The sequence below is a fragment of the Dactylosporangium sp. CS-047395 genome (assembly GCF_050942185.1).
Lineage (GTDB): Bacteria > Actinomycetota > Actinomycetes > Mycobacteriales > Micromonosporaceae > Dactylosporangium.
Map to the genome: position 1 here is coordinate 5,203,923 of NZ_CP192015.1, position 16,712 is coordinate 5,220,634.

Below are 16,712 nucleotides of genomic sequence, written 5' to 3' on the forward strand. Positions count from 1 at the left end.
GGTCATGAGAAGCGGTTTACCGGGTCAGGCGGTGCGGGCCATCAGCCCCTCGGCGCACGCGAGCAGCTCGCGGTTGTCGAACGGCTTGCCGCGGAACTCGTCGGCCCCGGCGGCGTGCGCGGCGGCCAGGTCCCCGGGCTGCTGGTGCACCGACAGCATGAGGATCGGCACCCGGCTGGTGCGCGGGTCGGCGCGCAGCATCCGGCAGACCTCCAGGCCGTCGAAGCCGGGCAGGGTCGGGTTCATCACGATGAGGTCGGGCGGCTCCGCACAGGCGCTGCGCAGCGTCTCGTCCCCGGTGACGGTGGCGCGGACCTCATGACCGGCCCGGGTGAAGATCAGGCGGAGCGCCTGCCCGAGGTCGGGCACGTTCTCACCGATGAGGACGGTGGCCATGGTGTCTCCCGCCGGATCGATGGCCGGTCATGCTGTCGACCCGATGGCGTGCATCGGCAGCCGGACCGTGACGGTGGTGCCGGTCGCGCTGTGGTGGTGCTCGGCGATGCCGATGGTGCCCCGGTGCCGCTCGGTGATGATCCGCGCGACGGCCAGCCCGACACCCGTGGCGGTGTCGCCCACGCCGGTGGTGTTGGCGGAGGAGAAGCGCTGGAAGACCTCGTCGGAACCGGAGAGCGTGCCGGTGCCGGTGACCGCGAGCTGGGCGGCGCCGTCGGTGACGCTCAGCTCGACCCGCACCTCGCCGCCGTAGGGGCTGTAGCCGATGGCGTGGGTGATGAGCCGGGCCGCGAGCTGGCGCAGCCGGCCGGCGTCGCCGGGCACGCGGACGTCCGCGGCGAGCTCGGCCCGCACCGTGACCCCGGCCGCCTCGGCCACGTCGGCGCAGCCGTCCCGGGCGGTGGCGACGGCGGCCGTGAGGTCCACGTCCTGGGTGCTCAGCGAGAGGTGCCCGGCCTCCAGCGCGGCCAGGTCGAGCAGCCCGTCGACCAGCGCCCGGAGCCGGGTGCTGTTGCGCTCGATGCCGTGCAGCAGCTCCAGGTCCATGCTGGGGCGGGGCGCGGGATCGTCGAGCAGCAGCTGGGTGTACGCGGCGACGGTGGTCAGCGGGGTGCGCATGTCGTGCCCCACGAGGGCCACGAAGTCGTCGCGGGTCCGGGCCAGCTCCCCGCCGAGGGCGTCGGCGCGCTGCCGGGCCAGGAACAGCCCGAGCTGCCCGGCGACCCCGGCGAGCAGGCCGGTGATGAGGGGCTGGTCGTGCTCGCTGGTGTCGGCGAACCCGGACAGCACGCCGACGACCGTCGTGCCGTCGTCGATCGGGACGCCGAGCATCGCCCGTACCCCGGCGTCGCGGTAGGCCTCCGCACGCGCCCGGGCCGGCGGATCGGCGAGCATCGGGCTGCGCCGCAGGTCGGGCACCCAGACCGGCAGGCCCGTGGCCCAGACGGTGCCGGTGACCCCTTCGCCGCGGCGCAGCGGCCCGTCGGTGATGGCGCTGGCGTCGACGTCCGGGGCGGTGTGCCGGGCCGTCAGCCGCAGCGAGTCGCTGACCCCGTCGACCAGCCGCAGCTCGGTCATCGGCCAGCCCAGCGCGTCCGCGACCGCGGCCAGCAGCGCCGGGGCGGCCTCGGTCAAGTCGGCCGCGCCGGCCAGGGTCCGGGCCACGTCGAGCTCGCAGGCCCGGAAGCGCTCGGTCCGCCGCTGCTGCGTGACGTCGCAGACCGCGGCGACCGCGCCCACCGGCCGGCCGTCGGACCCGCGCAGCGGCTGCGCGTTGACCGACAGGTACCGCACCGGCGTCCCCGGATACCCGACGACCAGCTCCACGTCCCGCACCTCCGTGCCGCTCAGCGCGCGCCGGCCGAAGTCGCCGGGCGCGACCGGGGTGCCGTCCGGGTGGTACAACCGCGACTGCGCCTCCTGCAGGAACCCGGTGGCGGGCAGCCCCGACGGCAGCCCGAACAGCTCCCGGGCGGCGCGGTTGCAGCGCACCACCTGCCCGCACGCGTCCCACGCCAGCACCCCGACCTGGAGGCTGTCCAGCAGCGCCTCGGCGAACCCGCGCTCCCGCTCGGCGTCGCCGGCCGCGCTGACCTCGCCGCTGCGGTCGGTGACGAACGCGCACGCGAGCGCGCCCCGAGCCCCGCGCAGCAGCGACAGCGACAGCCGTACGGGCACCTCGTGACCGTCGCGGTGGCGCACCGTCGCGGCCCGCTCCAGCGGCGGGCCCGCGGGCGTCGCGAACAGCCGGTCGAGGGCCTCGCCGACCGCGTGCTCGCCCCAGTGCGGCAGGACCGTCGCGGCCAGCGACCGGCCGCAGATCTCCGCCGCCGGCCAGCCGAGCAGCTCCTCGGCGGCGCGGTTCCAGGCGGCCACGCTGCCGTCCGGGCCGACCGCGACGAACGCCTCCTGCACGCTGTCCAGCAGCGCCGCGCTGTCCAGCCCGGCCACCCGCTCGCTGCCCGGCGCCGTGTCGACGGGCACCGGGTTGAGCAGGTGCGCGATCTCGGCCAGCGTCGCCTGCTGCTGCGCGGTCCAGTCCCGGGGCGCCCCGTCGAGGACGGCGAGCGCGCCGACGGCCCGGTGCTCGCCGTCGCGCAGCGGCACGCCGAGATAGGAGCGCACCCCGCACTGCGCCGCGAGCGGGTCGTCGCCGAGATCGGGCGCGCTGACCGGGCCGTCCGCGGACACCACGTAGCGGCCCGCGGGATAGGGCGACGGCAGCCGGTACGCGCCGGCCACGTGCTCCTCGTCGGCGCCGACGAACGTCACCAGGCCCATCGGCGCGCCGAGCAGCCGCGCGGCCAGCCCGGCGAGCGCGTCCAGCGGCATCGGCAGGGCCGGCGCGAGCCGCCGGGCCCGCGCGACCGCCGCCACGCGCACCGGATCGCGCAGGATGAGGTCATCAACCGATGTCACGGGCGGCCCAGCTACCCCCATTGCGAACTGGGCAAACGCCCTGTACCCGAGCGGGTGGCGGGGCATCGACGGACCCATGCGCCCGAAGTTCGTGAAAACGCGCACGTTTTCCTCGCCGTGTGCCGGGCACTCGAATGACGTACAGCAAAAAACCGGCAAGGAGGTTGACATGAGCACGGTCACCGAGTCCGTTGACGTGCACGTCCCGGTGCACACGGCCTATGACCAGTGGACCCAGTTCGAGTCCTTCCCGCAGTTCATGAGCGGCGTGGAGTCCATCCAGCAGCTCGACGACCGGCACACCCACTGGGTGACCAAGGTCGCCGGGGTGCGGCGGGAGTTCGACGCCGAGATCACCGAGCAGCACCCGGACGAGCGGATCGCCTGGAAGAGCACGGACGGCGACACCCAGCACGCGGGCGTCGTGACGTTCCACCGCCTCGGCGACACCGACACCCGGGTCACCGTCCAGCTGGACTGGCAGCCGCAGGGCGTGGTGGAGAAGGCGGGCAGCGCCGTGGGCGCCGACTCGATGCAGGTGAAGGCCGACACCAAGCGGTTCAAGGAGTTCATCGAGCAGCGCGGCCAGAGCACCGGCGCGTGGCGCGGCGACGTACCGCGCCCGGGTGCCTGATCGCCCGAACGCAGCGGCCCCGCATCTCCGCTCCGGAGGTGCGGGGCCTTCGCGTTGCCGCATTTACCTCCGCAGCGCGTCGCGGATCTTGTCGAAGACCGCGGCCGGCGGCCCGGCGAGCATGTTCACCAGGGCCGACTCCCCGGCGGCGGGGTGCGGCCGGGTGGGCGCGAGCTGCTCCGCCGCGATGAACACGTCCGCCATCCGTCGCAGCGTGTCCGGGTCGGTGGTGCGCCGCAGCTCGGCGAACTCCTCGGCCTCCTCGAGCGCGGCGTGCACGACCACCTCCTCGGCGAACAGCGCCAGCCGCTCGTTGAACGCGGGATGATCCACCCCGAGGTCGTACAGCGCGGACAGCGCCCGCTTCGCCGCCGCCTCCTCGTCCAGCCGGGCCTTCACCACCCGGTCCCCGCCGTCCCCGAGCGCGGAGCGGGCCGCGGGGTGCACGATCTGCTCCTCGGCGCTCTCGTGCACGGCCAGCAGCCGCACCAGATCGTGGAACAGCTCGCGCTTCGCCTCGCCCTGCGTGACCGCGATCCGGTTGAACAGCGCCCGGATCTCGGCGTGCTGGGCCACCAGGACGTCCACGACGTCCCGCTGCGGTACCTCGGCCACGGTCTTCCCTCTCGCCGGTGAACGCGGCCATTACCCCTGCCGCGCGATGCGTAACAAACCCTCCGGCGGGTAGCAGACCCGTTCATGGACGACCGCATCACCGATCCATGGGGACCCCGCACGCCGTACGGCCCCGGCGAGCCCTGGCCGGTCCGCGTCGACGCCTGGCCGGACCCGTCCCGGCACGGCGAGCCCGACCGCTGGGTGCGCTCGGCGTCGGTCCTGCACTCCAACGGCGACGGCATCGACATCGCGGTCCGCGACGGGCGCATCGCCGGGGTGCGCGGCCGGGCCGGCGACCGGATCAACCGGGGCCGCCTCGACCCCAAGGACGTCTACGGCTGGCAGGCGAGCAACAGCCCCGACCGGCTCACCACGCCGCTGGTACGCCGCGACGGCCGGCTGGTCGAGACCGGCTGGGACACCGCGCTCGACCTGATCGCCGCACGGTCCCGGGCGCTGCTGGCCCGGCCCGGCGGCCGGCACCGGTTCGGGTTCTACACCAGCGGGCAGCTGTTCCTGGAGGAGTACTACACGCTGTCCGTCCTCGCCCGCGCCGGAATCGGCACTCCGCACCTGGACGGCAACACGCGGCTGTGCACCGCCACCGCCGCGGCCGCGCTGAAGGAGAGTTTCGGCGCCGACGGCCAGCCCGGCAGCTACGGCGACATCGACCTGTGCGACGCGATCGCGCTGTGGGGCCACAACGTCGCCGAGACCCAGGCGGTGCTGTGGATGCGGATGCTGGACCGCCGGTGCGGGCCGAACCCGCCGGCGATGCTCGTCGCCGACCCGCGCGACACGCCCGTGGCCCGCGCCGCCGACGTGCACCTGCCGTTGCGGCCGGGCACCAACGTGGCGCTGCTCAACGGGCTGCTGTACCTGCTGCTGACCACCGGCCGGTACGACCCGGCCTACGTCGCCGCGCACACCAGCGGGTTCGACGGGCTGATGTCCACCGTGCGGCACCACCCGCCCCGGGTCGCGGCCGCGATCTGCGGGCTCGAGGTGCGCGACCTGGAGCGGGCGGCCGACCTGCTCGGCGGGGCCGAGCGGCTGGTCTCCACCGTGCTGCAGGGGGTGTACCAGTCCAACCAGGCCACCGCCGCGGCCGTCCAGGTCAACAACCTGCACCTGATCCGCGGGATGATCGGCCGGCCGGGCGCCGGGGTGCTGCAGATGAACGGCCAGCCGACCGCCCAGAACGCCCGCGAGACCGGCGCCGACGGCGACCTGCCGGGGTTCCGCAACTGGGCCAACCCCGCGCACGTGCGGGACCTGGCCGAGCTGTGGGACGTCGATGAGGACCGCATCCCGCACGACGGGCCGCCCACCCACGCGCTGGAGATCTTCGCCGGCTGCGAGCGCGGCGACATCGACCTGCTGTGGGTCAGCGCCACCAACCCGGCCGTCTCCATGCCGCGGCTGGACCGCATCCGGAGGATTCTCGGCCGCGACGAGCTGTTCCTCGTCGTGCAGGACCTGTTCCCGACCGAGACCACCGAGTTCGCCGACGTCGTGCTGCCGGCGGCCGGCTGGGGCGAGAAGACCGGCACGTTCACCAACGCCGACCGCACCGTGCACCTGTCCGAGCGGGCCGCCGACCCGCCCGGCCAGGCCCGGCCCGACCTCGACATCTTCCTGGCGTACGCCCGGGCCATGGACTTCCGCACCCGCTCGGGCCGGCCGCTGATCCCGTGGCGGGACGCCGAGGGCGCCTACGCCGCCTGGCAGCGCTGCTCGGCCGGGCGGCCCTGTGACTACACCGGCCTGACCTACGAGCGGCTGCGCGGCGACAGCGGCGTGCAGTGGCCCCTCGGCGTCGAGCGGCTCTACGCTGGCGGCCACTTCGCCACCGACCCCGACTACTGCGAGACCTACGGCCACGACCTGGCCACCGGGGCCGACCTCGGCCGGGAGCACCAGCCGGCCACGGGCGGGCGGGCCGCTCTGCGCCCGGCCGAATACCGCGCGGCACCGGAGGTTCCCGGCCGCCGGTACCCGCTGTCGCTGGTCACCGGCCGCACGATCTACCAGTTCCACACCCGCACCAAGACCGGCCGCGCGCCGCAGCTGGACGCGGCCGCGCCGGAGCCGTGGGTCGAGCTGCACCCGGACGACGCCGCCGCGCTCGGCGTGGCGGACGGGGACCTGGTGTGCGTCGAGTCGGCGCGCGGGCGGATCAAGGTGGCCGCGCGGACCAGCGGCATCCGCCGGGGCGTGGTGTTCGTGCCGTTCCACTACGCGGCCCAGGCGGCCAACGAGCTGACCGCGACCGCGCTGGATCCGGTGTCCAAGCAGCCGTTGTTCAAATCGGCGGCGGTCGGCGTCTTTGTTTTCGGGTGAGGACGAGGGGTAGCCGACACGTATGACCCAGACGACCCAACGCCCGTTCGCGGTGGTGACCGGCGCGAGCAGCGGCATCGGATACGAGCTCGCGAAACAGTTCGTCCAGCACGGGTACGACGTGCTGCTGGCGGCCGAGGACGCCGGGCTGGAGACGGCCGGGACCGACCTGCGCCGCGACGGTGGCGCCGAGGTGCTGACCTGCCGCACCGACCTCGCCACCTACGAGGGCGTCGAGATGCTGTGCCAGGCGATCCAGGACACCGGCCGGCCCGTCGACGCGGCCGCCATCAACGCCGGCCGCGGTGCCGGCGGGGACTTCGCCCGCGAGACCGACCTGCGCGACGAGCTCGACATCATCGACGTGAACGTCACCTCGACCGTGCACCTGGCCAAGCGGGTGCTGCCCGGCATGGTCGAGCGCGGCCAGGGCCGGGTGCTGTTCACCTCGTCGATCGCGTCCACCATGCCCGGCTCGTACCAGGCCGTGTACAACGCCTCCAAGGCCTTCGTGCAGTCGTTCTCCGAGGCGGTGCGCAACGAGCTCAAGGACACCGGGGTCACGGTGACCGCGCTGATGCCCGGCCCGACGGACACGAACTTCTTCGAGCGGGCCGACATGATGGACACCAAGGTCGGCGCGGGGGAGAAGGACGACCCGGCGAAGGTGGCCGAGCAGGGCTTCGAGGCGCTGATGAAGGGCGACGACCACGTGGTCGCGGGCTCGTTCAAGAACAAGGTCCAGGCGGTCGCCGGCAAGCTCGTGCCCGACACGGCCAAGGCCGAGATGCACCGCAAGATGGCCGAGCCGGGGTCCGCGAAATGAAGGCGGTGGTCTGGCACGGCAAGCGGGACGTGCGCGTCGACGAGGTCAAGGACCCCGTCATCGAGAAGCCCAACGACATCGTCATCCGGGTCACCTCCAGCGGCATCTGCGGCTCGGACCTGCACCTGTACGAGGTCCTCGGCCCGTTCATGACCGAGGGCGACATCCTCGGCCACGAGCCGATGGGGATCGTCGAGGAGGTCGGCGCCGAGATCACCAACGTGCGCCCCGGCGACCGGGTCGTGATCCCGTTCAACATCTCCTGCGGGCACTGCTGGATGTGCGAGCAGGGGCTGATGACCCAGTGCGAGACGACCCAGGTGCGCAGCGAGGGCAAGGGCGCGGCGCTGTTCGGCTACACGAAGCTGTACGGCCAGGTGCCCGGCGGCCAGGCCGAGTACCTGCGGGTGCCGGAGGCCCAGTTCGGCCCGATCAAGGTGCCGGAGGGCCCGTCCGACGACCGCTTCGTGTACCTCTCCGACGTGCTGCCCACCGCCTGGCAGGCGGTCGAGTACGCGGCCGTCCCGCCCGGCGGCACCGTCGCCGTGCTCGGCCTCGGCCCGATCGGCGACATGGCCACGCGCATCGCCGCCTACCGCGGCTACCGGGTCATCGGCGTGGACATCGTGCCGGAGCGCCTGGCCCGGGCCCGCGCGCACGGCATCGAAGTGGTCGACGTCGAGGCCCACGACGACGTGGCCGGCTGGCTGCGCGAGCGCACCGGCGGCCGCGGCCCGGACTCGGTCATCGACGCGGTCGGCATGGAGGCGCACGGCTCGCCCGCGGGCAAGCTCGCCCAGACCGCGGCCGGGCTGCTGCCCGACGCGCTGGCCCAGAAGCTCATCGAGAAGTCCGGGGTGGACCGGCTGGCCGCGCTCAACCTGGCCATCGACGCCGTGCGCCGGGGCGGGACGATCTCGCTGTCCGGCGTGTACGGCGGCACCGCCGACCCGCTGCCGATGCTGGTGCTGTTCGACAAGCAGATCCAGCTGCGGATGGGCCAGGCCAACGTGAAGCGCTGGATCGGCGACATCATGCCGCTGCTGACCGGCGACGCCGACCCGCTCGGGGTGGACACCTTCGCCACCCACCGGGTCCCGCTGGCCGACGCGCCGGCCGCCTACGAGGCGTTCCAGCAGAAGAAGGACGGCACGGTCAAGGTGCTGCTCAAGCCCTGACGCTCAGCGTGTACGCAGGCCGCGGACCCGATCCGCGGCCTGCTCGGCGTATTCGCGGGCGCTGACCGAACGCTCGCGGGACTTCTCGGCGGCCTGCACCGCCTCCCGCAGCCGGGCGCGCGCCCGGGCCGCGTAGGCGAGGGACGCCCGCGCCCGCTCGGCCCGACCGTGCAACATCGGCGGCCCCTCAGGACAGGCGGCGGCGCAGGAAGCCCAGGGCATGGGTGAGCAGCCGCGAGACGTGCATCTGCGACAGGCCCAGCCGGGCCGCGATCTCGTTCTGGCTCAGGTTGCCGTAGAAGCGCAGCGCGATGATCCGCTGCTCGCGCTCCGGCAGCCCGGCGATCGCCGGTGGCAGCGAGGCGCGCAGCTCGGCCAGCTCGTAGCCGGGGTCCTCGCCGCCGATCAGGTCGGCCAGGGTGACCTCGTCCTGGTCCGCGCCGGCCGGCGCGTCGAACGACATCGGCCGCTGCAGGTGCGCGGCCTGCTCGACCTCGCCGATCTCCTCGACCGAGGCGTCGAGATGGGCGGCGAGGTCCTGGGCGGTCGGCGGCCGGCCCAGCCGGGAGTTGAGCTCCTCGCGCGCCTTGTTCAGCTGCAGCCGCAGCTCCTGCAGGCGGCGGGGGATACGCACGGCGCCGGTACGGTCCCGGAAGTACCGCTTGAGCTCGCCGGTCACCGTCGGGTTGGCGTAGGCGCCGAACTCGATGCCGCGCTCCGGGTCGAAGCCGTCGACGGCCTTCACCAGCCCGAGCGCGGCCACCTGGGCGAGGTCGCCGACCGGCTCGCCCGCCCCGGCGTAGCGGCGGGCCAGGTTCCTCGCCGCGGGCAGGCAGAGCGCGATGACCTCCTCGCGCAGGCGTGACCGGCGGTGATCGGACGGGCTCAGGGAGTACAACTCGCGGAGGAGTTCGGTGGCGCCGACGGGCCAGTGCCCGTGCCCGATGTGCAGCGTGCCCAGGTCGACCGGGACGCTCTGGCGCTGCTCGACGGGCCACCCGGGCTCGCCGTAGGCGTCGAGCTCCTTGGCCACGCCGGCGATCTCCAGCGCCGCCAAGGCGGTGCCCCGGGCCTCGGTCAGGCGGAGCTCGCCGCCCGCCCGCTCGGCGCGTTCCCGCAGGTAGATCAGCACATTGATCGAGGCCGCGTCGATCAGCCGGAGCCGGGAGGCATCGATGGTGATCAGGTGCGAGCCGGCGTCGAAGCGCTCGTAGACCACCTGGCGCAGGTACGGCGTCGAGGCGTAGTCGAGCACGCCCGACGCCTCGATGAGCGTCTCGTCCCGGCGCGAGGACAGCGCGACCTGCAGATCCATGGCCTCCGTAGTTGCCGTGCGACAAATACTTCAAACCAGTTTGTGAGCCCTCGTTCGCAACGGGGTAGTCGCAGGTCCGCTCCATTGATGACGGGGAAAGGACCTCCGATGACGGCGATCGATCACCGCCCACTGACCCGGCTGGCCGCGCTGGCCGGCGTGCTCGCCCTGGCGGCCGGCTGCGGCGGCGTGGGCGGGTCGGACGCGAGTCCCGGCGGCGGCGCGGTGAGCCTCACCATGATGGGCTTCGCCACCGGCGACGAGATCGCCAAGACCCGCTTCGACCTTGCCACCAAGGCGATCGCCCCGGGCACCGCCAAGGCCGCCGAGGGCGCGTTCAACGCCCAGCAGTTCCTCTCCGCCGTCGCCTCCGGCACCGCCCCCGACCTGGTCTACATGGACCGCCAGCTGATCGGCACCTACGCCGCCAAGGGCGCCATCGTCCCGCTCGACTCGTGCATCAAGGACGAGAAGATCGACATGGGGCAGTACCGCAAGGCCGCCGTGGCCGAGGTCACCCTGGCCGGCAAGGTGTACGGGCTGCCCGAGTTCTACGACAACCGCCTGCTCATGGCCACCGAGCAGACCCAGGTGCGCACCGAGGACTGGACCGCCCTGGCCGCGACGACGGCGAGCCTCACGCGCAAGGGGGCCGACGGCAAACTCGCCCGGATCGGCTTCGACCCGAAGATCCCCGAGTTCCTGCCCATGTGGGCCAAGGCCAACGGGGCCGACCTGGTGGCCGCCGACGGCAGGACGGCACAGCTGGACGACCCGAAGGTGGTCGAGGCGCTGACCTACACCACGGACCTCGTCAAGGCCCAGGGCGGCTGGTCGGCGTTCAAGTCGTTCCGCGACTCGTTCGACTTCTTCGGCGCCAAGAACGAGTTCGCCTCCGACCAGCTCGGCGCGTTCCCGATGGAGGACTGGTACATCAACTCCCTGGCCCAGAACTCCCCGCAGGTCAAGCTCGTGGTGACGCCGTTCCTCGGCCGCGACGGCAAGCCCGTGGACTGGGTCACCGGCAACGCCTGGGCCATCCCGGCCAAGGCCCCGCACGCCGCCGAGGCCTGCCGCTGGATCAAGACCGCGACCGCCACCGACTCCTGGATCGCCGCCGCGAAGGCCCGGGCCGAGGCGCGGCAGAAGGACGGCAAGCCGTTCGTGGGCGTCTTCACCGGCAACGAGAAGGCCGACGAGACCATCTTCCGCGACATCGTGAAGCCCACCGGCAACGCCGCGTTCGACAACGCCGTGAAGGTCGTCCTGCAGACCCAGGACAGCGCGTTCGCGGCCCCGGCCCTGGCCGCCGGCGAGGAGTTCAAGGCGGCCTGGACCGGCGCCGTGAACCGGGTGCTCAACGGCCAGCAGCAGCCGACCGAGGCCCTCGCCCAGGCCCAGAAGGAGGCCCAGTCCGCGCTGGACAAAGCGAACACCAAGTGAGGCGGCGGGAGTCCTGGGCCGCGCTGAGCTTCATCTCGCCCTGGCTGATCGGCTTCGTGGTCTTCATGGCCGGGCCGATGGTCGTGAGCCTCGTGCTGTCGTTCACCGACTACGACGCGCTCACGTCGACGGACTTCGTCGGCGGGGAGAACTACCGCGCGATCCTCACCGATCCGAAGGTCCGGCACAGCCTCGCCAACACGCTCGTGTACACGGTGCTGTCGGTGCCGCTCACGATGGCCGTCTCGCTGGCCCTGGCGATGCTGCTGCTGCGGGCCGGGCGGCGCTCGTCCGGCATCTTCCGCACCATCTTCTACGTGCCGGTGGTCACCCCGAAGGTGGCCGTCGGCGTGCTGTTCCTGCTGGTGTTCAACGGCCAGGTCGGGGTGGTGAACCGGGCCCTGGGCCTGGTCGGCGTCGACGGTCCGAACTGGACGGTCGACAGCGCCTGGATCAAACCCGGGCTGGTGCTGATGACCGCGTGGGGGCTCGGCAGCACCGTCGTGATCTACCTCGCGGCGCTGCAGGACGTGCCCCGCGACCTCTACGAGGCGGCGGCGATGGACGGCGCCTCGCCCTGGGCCCGGTTCCGCGCGGTGACGCTGCCGATGATCAGCGGCGCGCTGTTCTTCACGCTCATCGTCAACACCATCAACGCGCTGCAGACCTTCGACGAGGCCTGGACCGCGTTCTACGGCAGCGCGAACCAGCAGGAGTACGGCAACGACGCCGCGCTGTTCTACGTCGTCTACCTGTTCCAGCAGGCCTTCCAGTTCCTGCACATGGGCTACGCCTCGGCCCTGGCCTGGCTGCTGTTCGTCGTCATCGTCATCGTCACGCTCGTCCAGGTGCGCCTCGGCCGGCGATTCGTCTACTACGAGGGGGAGCCGCGGTGAAGCGCGTGTTCGTCTGGACGGCGCTCTGCCTGGCGTCGGTCGTCTTCCTGTACCCGCTGCTCTGGCTCGTCAGCGCCTCGCTCAAACCACGGCCGGAGGTGTTCGACAACGCGCTCGTGCCGCACCACGTGCAGCTGGACAACTACGTGGCCATCTGGTCGGCCGCCCCGGTGCTCACCTGGCTGCTCAACAGCGTGGTGGTCGCGGTGGCGGCGGCCGTCGCGGTGACCGCCTCCAGCGCCGTGGTCGCGTTCGGGTTCGCCTACTTCCGGTTCCCCGGCCGCAACCTGCTCTTCGGGCTCGTCGTGGCCACGATGATGCTGCCGGGCGCGGTGACGATGATTCCGACGTACCTCATCTGGAACCACCTGCATCTGGCGACCACGCAGGTGCCGCTGTGGGCCGCGAACCTCTTCGGCAGCGCGTTCTACATCTTCCTGCTGCGCCAGTTCTTCCTCGGCCTGCCGCGCGAGCTGTTCGAGGCGGCCCGGGTCGACGGGGCCGGCTACTGGCGGATGTTCCGGAAGATCGCGGTGCCGCTGTGCCGCCCCGCGCTCGTCGTGGTGCTCGTGTTCGAGCTGCGGGCCAGCTGGTCGGAGCTGCTCAAGCCGCTCATCTACCTGCGCGACCCGAACCTCTACACGATGCCGCGCGGGATGAAGGCGATCCTCGACCAGTTCGGGCAGAACGGCGAGTCGCGGTGGGAGGTCGTGCTGGCGGGCGCGGTCATCACGACGATCCCGATGGTCATCGCCTACTTCCTGGCGCAGCGGTACTTCACCGAGGGCATCGCCACCCAGGGCCGGCGGGGCTGAGCCTCACGCCGGTGCGGCGTCCCGGATCGCGTAGCGGTGCATCGTCACGCCCTGGCTGAGCGTGCGCTGCTCGAGCAGGTCGAGCTCGATCGGGCGGTCGTAGTCGTCGAACAGCGGCCGCCCGAAGCCCAGGATCGCCGGGTGCGTGAACAGCAGCAGCTCGTCGAGCAGCCGGGCGCGCAGCAGCTGGGTGGCGAGCGTCGCGCCGCCCACGCCGATGGTCCCGTCGGTCCCGGCCCGCAGCTCGGCGAGCCGCTCGACGGCGTCGCCGTCGGCCCCGATGACCCGGGTGTTGTGCCCGGCCTCGCGGCGGGTCCGGGAGACGAGCACCTTGGGCGCGTCGGTCCAGATGTGGCCGTACTCCCGCATGACCTCGGGCAGCGACTCGTCGGTGCGGGCCCGTGGCCAGAACTCCTCCATGACCTCGTAGACGACCCGCCCCTGGACCATGGCGGCGAGCCCCTTGGCCCGCGCGTTGAACTCCCGGTGCAGCTCCTCGTCGATGCGCAGCCACTCGCCGGCCCCGTTGTCGCCCGGCACCTGCTCGATGCGCAGGTCGACGGAGACGTTCATCCAGTACGTGAAGCGGCCCATCGGTGCCCCTCGCCCCCCATAGTGATTGCGATCTGCAACTACTATATTGGGGGCCGAACCCGTGTCAAGGAGGCGTCGTGGAACCACGGTCCGCAGACCCCATCACCGCCGCCGTCGAGGTGCTGGGCGACCGCTGGACGCTGCTCGTCCTGCGCGACGTCATCTTCGCCGACCGCCGGTACTTCCGGGCGCTGCTCACCGGATCGCCCGAGGGCATCGCCTCGAACATCCTCGCCGACCGGCTCAAGCGCCTGCTCGACGCCGGCCTGCTGACCCGCGGCACGGCGGCCCGCGGCCAGCGCGCCCGCTTCGACCTCACCGAGGCCGGCATCCGCACCCTGCCGATCCTGTGCGCCCTCGGCGACTGGGGCCACGACTTCCGCCCGGGCGACGCCGGGGAGCAGGAACCGATCGCCGGCCCAGCGCGGATCGAGGAGCTCATGGCCGACCTGCGCGTGCGCCACCTCGGTGCCGAACCGTTTGGTGGTGCGGGTGCCGGGTAACGGGCCGCCCATGTCTGAACCTCAGCAGCAGCCCCCCGGCACCATCGGCGCGATGGCGACCAAGCCCGACCACGGTGAGGAGTCCTACCGCGGCAGCGGCCGCCTGGTGGGCAAGGCGACCGTGGTGACCGGCGGCGACAGCGGCATCGGCCGGGCCGTGGCCATCGCCTTCGCCCGCGAGGGGGCCGACGTGCTCATCTCGTACCTCGACGAGCACGAGGACGCCCGCGAGACGGCCAAGCTCGTGGAGGAGGCGGGCCGCAAGGCCGTGCTCGTCCCCGGCGACCTGGCCGACCTGGCCACCTGCCAGACGGTGGTGCGCCGGGCGGTCGAGGAGTTCGGGCGCATCGACGTGCTGGTGAACAACGCGGCGTACCAGATGACCCACGAGAGCGTCGAGGACATCTCCGACGAGGAGTGGACCCGCACCTTCGAGATCAACATCCACGCCATGTTCCGGCTCGTCAAGGCGGCCCTGCCCAACCTGCCCCAGGGCTCGGCGATCATCAACACCAGCTCGGTGAACTACGACCAGCCGAAGCCCACGCTGCTGCCGTACGCGACGACGAAGGGCGCCATCGCGAACTTCACCGCCGGCCTGGCCCAGATGCTCGGCGACCGCGGCATCCGCGTGAACGCCGTGGCGCCCGGCCCGATCTGGACCCCGCTGATCCCGTCCACGATGCCGCCGGAGCAGGTCGAGGAGTTCGGCAAGAACACCCCGCTGGGCCGGCCGGGCCAGCCCGCCGAGGTCGCCCCGGCCTACGTCCTGCTCGCCTCCGACGAGGGCAGCTACATCTCCGGCGCGATCGTCCCGGTCACCGGCGGCAAGCCGATTCTCTAGGCCCGCAGCTCGATCCGCAGCTTCGAGTGGTCCAGGGTGCGGGGGAGCGGGGCGCGCAGCGGGTGCACGGTGCGCAGCGGGGCGAAGCGGTCCAGCAGCGCCGCGATCAGGGTGCTCGTGGTCAGCAGCACGAGGTTGCGGCCCGGGCACACACCCGGGCCGGCGCTGAACGGGAACGTCGACCAGCTGTCCTGGGCCGCGCCGGACAGCCAGGACTCCGGGGTGAACGCGTCGTTGTCCGACCGGTGGAAGTACGAGCTCGGCAGCACGAACGAGGTCCCGGCCGGTAGTGTGCCGTCGGGCCAGTCGGTGTCCACTGTGGACTCGCGCAGGACGACGAGGGTGGTCGGCCACAGCCGGACGGTGTCGTGGACACAGGCGCGCAGGAACGGCAGGACCGGGGCCTCGTCGCGGGTCGCGGTCGCCTGGCGGTCCGGGTCGGAGCCGAGCAGGGCCAGGGTGCGGAACGCGGTGATGCCGGCCGCGTCGTAGGCGAACAGCCAGTGCGGGATCTGCCCGGCCGGGTCGAGGCCGGCCGTGGCCGGGGTGCCGGCCGGCGCCCCGGCCAGCGCCACCGCCAGCGCCCCCGCCAGGCTGCCCGGCTCGGCCCGGGCCACGTACGCCTCGATCCGCCGCTGGAACCGCCCGCGCAGCTGCTCGTCGCGCGGGCGCAGATAGGCCCAGTTGGCGGCGGCCCGCAGCCGGTTCAGCTCGGCGGTGACGCCGGTGTCGTCGCGGGCCGCCGCGCCGAGCACGATCCGGCGCACGATGCGGTTGAACATCGCCTCGAACGTGCGGTACACGAGCAGACGGCCGGGATCGAGGCGCTTGACCTCGTCGTGGACGATCTCGGCGAGCGGGCCGGCGACCGCGTGGTGCAGCTCGGCCCCGGTGTCCAGGACGGCCTCGTTGAACCGGCGGCGCTCCTCGCGCACGGCGCCGGTCGAGATCAGCACGCCGTGCGGCTGGAAGTGGCGCAGCGCGGCGACCTTCTCGGTGGTGGCCGGAGAGAACGGCTCCGGCGTCCCGGTCAGCACCCGCCGCACGCCGTCGGCGCTGAGCACGACCGCGACCGAGCGGCCCGGGACGGCCAGGCGCAGCGGGCCGTCGCCGTGCCGGTCCCGCAGCTCGCCCAGGACCCGGGCGCCGCGCCGGTCCAGGTCGAGGCGCTCGGCCAGGCGGACCACCCGGTCGCGGCGGCGGATCACGCCCTGGGCGAGCATCGGCGCGAGGACGAGCCCGGCGCAGCGCACGGTGTCGGCGATTCCCAACCGGTTCGGCATGCCGTTGCGGCTACCCGTACCCGGAAGGGGGAAACAGGGCGTTTGACCGGTCCGCGGGCCGGGAAACCGGTCGATGAGACATCGGGAGGGACACATGAGCGGGCGGATGGCGAAGCTGGCGTACAAGCCGGTCGGGATTCTGCTCGGCGCCGGGGCGGGCATGGTGGCCGGCCTCGTCTTCAAGCAGGTGTGGAAGGTCGCCGGGCGTGACGACGACGCGCCCAACGCGACCGACGAGGACCGCGGCTGGGGCGAGATCCTGGCCGCGGCCGCGCTGCAGGGCGCGATCTTCGCGGTGGTCAAGGCGGCGGTCGACCGCGCCGGGGCCGTCGGCGTGCGGCGCGCCACCGGGTACTGGCCCGGCTGATCCAGGACGGCACCAGCGCCCCGGCCGCAGCACGCGGCCGGGGCGCTTTTGTGTGCCTTGCAAGCGGTTGCGATCTTGGCGTCAAGAATTGCAGGGGATAGCGACCGGAATTGCTGCTCGAAATTGCGCCGCGATTTGGGCCGAGGGCGAACTGCCTGGACAAACGCGTTGGCAAGCCT

General features: G+C 72.8%; 17 protein-coding genes. 10 read left to right on the forward strand and 7 right to left on the reverse strand.

The annotated features are described in order from the left end of the window. Positions 1–24 precede the first annotated feature (24 nt). Both ACQP00_RS24580 and ACQP00_RS24585 read right to left on the reverse strand, forming a co-directional pair. Complete coding sequence (locus ACQP00_RS24580) at positions 25–396, reverse strand: response regulator (protein ID WP_433222847.1); 372 nt, start codon at positions 394–396, stop codon at positions 25–27. Between the two features lie 27 nt (positions 397–423). After that, entirely contained in the window at positions 424–2,874 is a 2,451-nt protein-coding gene (locus tag ACQP00_RS24585; protein ID WP_433222849.1) for a PAS domain-containing protein, read from the reverse strand. 169 nt (positions 2,875–3,043) lie between these two features. On the opposite strand from ACQP00_RS24585, the gene ACQP00_RS24590 reads away from it, so the two are divergent. Continuing rightward, the gene (locus ACQP00_RS24590) at positions 3,044–3,508 is read left to right on the forward strand and encodes an SRPBCC family protein (RefSeq protein WP_433222851.1); all 465 of its coding nucleotides are present in this window, start codon (positions 3,044–3,046) and stop codon (positions 3,506–3,508) included. Between the two features lie 63 nt (positions 3,509–3,571). Here ACQP00_RS24590 and ACQP00_RS24595 read toward each other — a convergent pair whose 3' ends face one another. Then, positions 3,572–4,123 carry a hemerythrin domain-containing protein gene (locus tag ACQP00_RS24595; protein ID WP_433222853.1) on the reverse strand — a complete coding sequence of 184 codons (552 nt, stop codon included), beginning with the start codon at positions 4,121–4,123 and terminating at the stop codon, positions 3,572–3,574. 84 nt (positions 4,124–4,207) lie between these two features. Between ACQP00_RS24595 and ACQP00_RS24600 the strand changes: the two genes are divergently transcribed. Genes ACQP00_RS24600 through ACQP00_RS24610 form a run of 3 tightly spaced genes read left to right on the forward strand, consistent with a single transcriptional unit; the run spans position 4,208 to position 8,473 of the window. After that, positions 4,208–6,469, forward strand: a complete 2,262-nt coding sequence (locus ACQP00_RS24600) for a molybdopterin oxidoreductase family protein (RefSeq protein WP_433222855.1) — start codon at positions 4,208–4,210, stop codon at positions 6,467–6,469. A 22-nt stretch (positions 6,470–6,491) separates the two neighbouring features. Continuing rightward, entirely contained in the window at positions 6,492–7,295 is an 804-nt protein-coding gene (locus tag ACQP00_RS24605) for an SDR family NAD(P)-dependent oxidoreductase (protein WP_433222857.1), read from the forward strand. After that, a complete protein-coding gene (locus ACQP00_RS24610) occupies positions 7,292–8,473 on the forward strand; it encodes a zinc-dependent alcohol dehydrogenase (protein ID WP_433222859.1) in 1,182 nt (393 codons plus the stop codon). Before ACQP00_RS24605 ends, ACQP00_RS24610 begins: the two co-directional genes overlap by 4 nt. Positions 8,474–8,476: 3 nt before the next feature. Here the strand turns inward: ACQP00_RS24610 and ACQP00_RS24615 are convergent, their stop codons facing one another. Then, positions 8,477–8,650: a hypothetical protein gene (locus tag ACQP00_RS24615; RefSeq protein WP_433222861.1), complete on the reverse strand. Its 174-nt coding sequence runs from the start codon at positions 8,648–8,650 to the stop codon at positions 8,477–8,479. A 10-nt stretch (positions 8,651–8,660) separates the two neighbouring features. Then, a complete protein-coding gene (locus tag ACQP00_RS24620) occupies positions 8,661–9,788 on the reverse strand; it encodes a SigB/SigF/SigG family RNA polymerase sigma factor (protein ID WP_433222863.1) in 1,128 nt (375 codons plus the stop codon). Between the two features lie 108 nt (positions 9,789–9,896). Here ACQP00_RS24620 and ACQP00_RS24625 point away from each other — a divergent pair, with 108 nt between their 5' ends. Genes ACQP00_RS24625 through ACQP00_RS24635 form a run of 3 tightly spaced genes read left to right on the forward strand, consistent with a single transcriptional unit; the run spans position 9,897 to position 12,942 of the window. Further along, a complete protein-coding gene (locus ACQP00_RS24625) occupies positions 9,897–11,231 on the forward strand; it encodes an extracellular solute-binding protein (RefSeq protein ID WP_433222865.1) in 1,335 nt (444 codons plus the stop codon). Next, the gene (locus tag ACQP00_RS24630; protein ID WP_433222867.1) at positions 11,228–12,127 is read left to right on the forward strand and encodes a carbohydrate ABC transporter permease; all 900 of its coding nucleotides are present in this window, start codon (positions 11,228–11,230) and stop codon (positions 12,125–12,127) included. The genes ACQP00_RS24625 and ACQP00_RS24630 overlap by 4 nt, the downstream gene beginning before the upstream one ends. Next, a complete protein-coding gene (locus tag ACQP00_RS24635; protein WP_433222869.1) occupies positions 12,124–12,942 on the forward strand; it encodes a carbohydrate ABC transporter permease in 819 nt (272 codons plus the stop codon). The genes ACQP00_RS24630 and ACQP00_RS24635 overlap by 4 nt, the downstream gene beginning before the upstream one ends. A gap of 3 nt (positions 12,943–12,945) precedes the next feature. Here ACQP00_RS24635 and ACQP00_RS24640 read toward each other — a convergent pair whose 3' ends face one another. Continuing rightward, positions 12,946–13,536 (reverse strand): dihydrofolate reductase family protein, encoded by a 591-nt coding sequence (locus ACQP00_RS24640; RefSeq protein ID WP_433222871.1) that lies wholly within the window; start codon positions 13,534–13,536, stop codon positions 12,946–12,948. Positions 13,537–13,613: 77 nt separating this feature from the next. Here ACQP00_RS24640 and ACQP00_RS24645 point away from each other — a divergent pair, with 77 nt between their 5' ends. Both ACQP00_RS24645 and ACQP00_RS24650 read left to right on the forward strand, forming a co-directional pair. After that, positions 13,614–14,039 (forward strand): winged helix-turn-helix transcriptional regulator, encoded by a 426-nt coding sequence (locus tag ACQP00_RS24645; RefSeq protein WP_433222873.1) that lies wholly within the window; start codon positions 13,614–13,616, stop codon positions 14,037–14,039. Positions 14,040–14,049: 10 nt separating this feature from the next. Beyond that, positions 14,050–14,883 carry a glucose 1-dehydrogenase gene (locus ACQP00_RS24650; protein WP_433222875.1) on the forward strand — a complete coding sequence of 278 codons (834 nt, stop codon included), beginning with the start codon at positions 14,050–14,052 and terminating at the stop codon, positions 14,881–14,883. On the opposite strand, the gene ACQP00_RS24655 is transcribed toward ACQP00_RS24650, so the two are convergent. Next, positions 14,880–16,166: a cytochrome P450 gene (locus ACQP00_RS24655; protein WP_433222877.1), complete on the reverse strand. Its 1,287-nt coding sequence runs from the start codon at positions 16,164–16,166 to the stop codon at positions 14,880–14,882. The genes ACQP00_RS24650 and ACQP00_RS24655 overlap by 4 nt on opposite strands. Positions 16,167–16,272: 106 nt before the next feature. Between ACQP00_RS24655 and ACQP00_RS24660 the strand changes: the two genes are divergently transcribed. Next, positions 16,273–16,533: a DUF4235 domain-containing protein gene (locus ACQP00_RS24660; RefSeq protein ID WP_433223973.1), complete on the forward strand. Its 261-nt coding sequence runs from the start codon at positions 16,273–16,275 to the stop codon at positions 16,531–16,533. Positions 16,534–16,712: the final 179 nt, after the last annotated feature.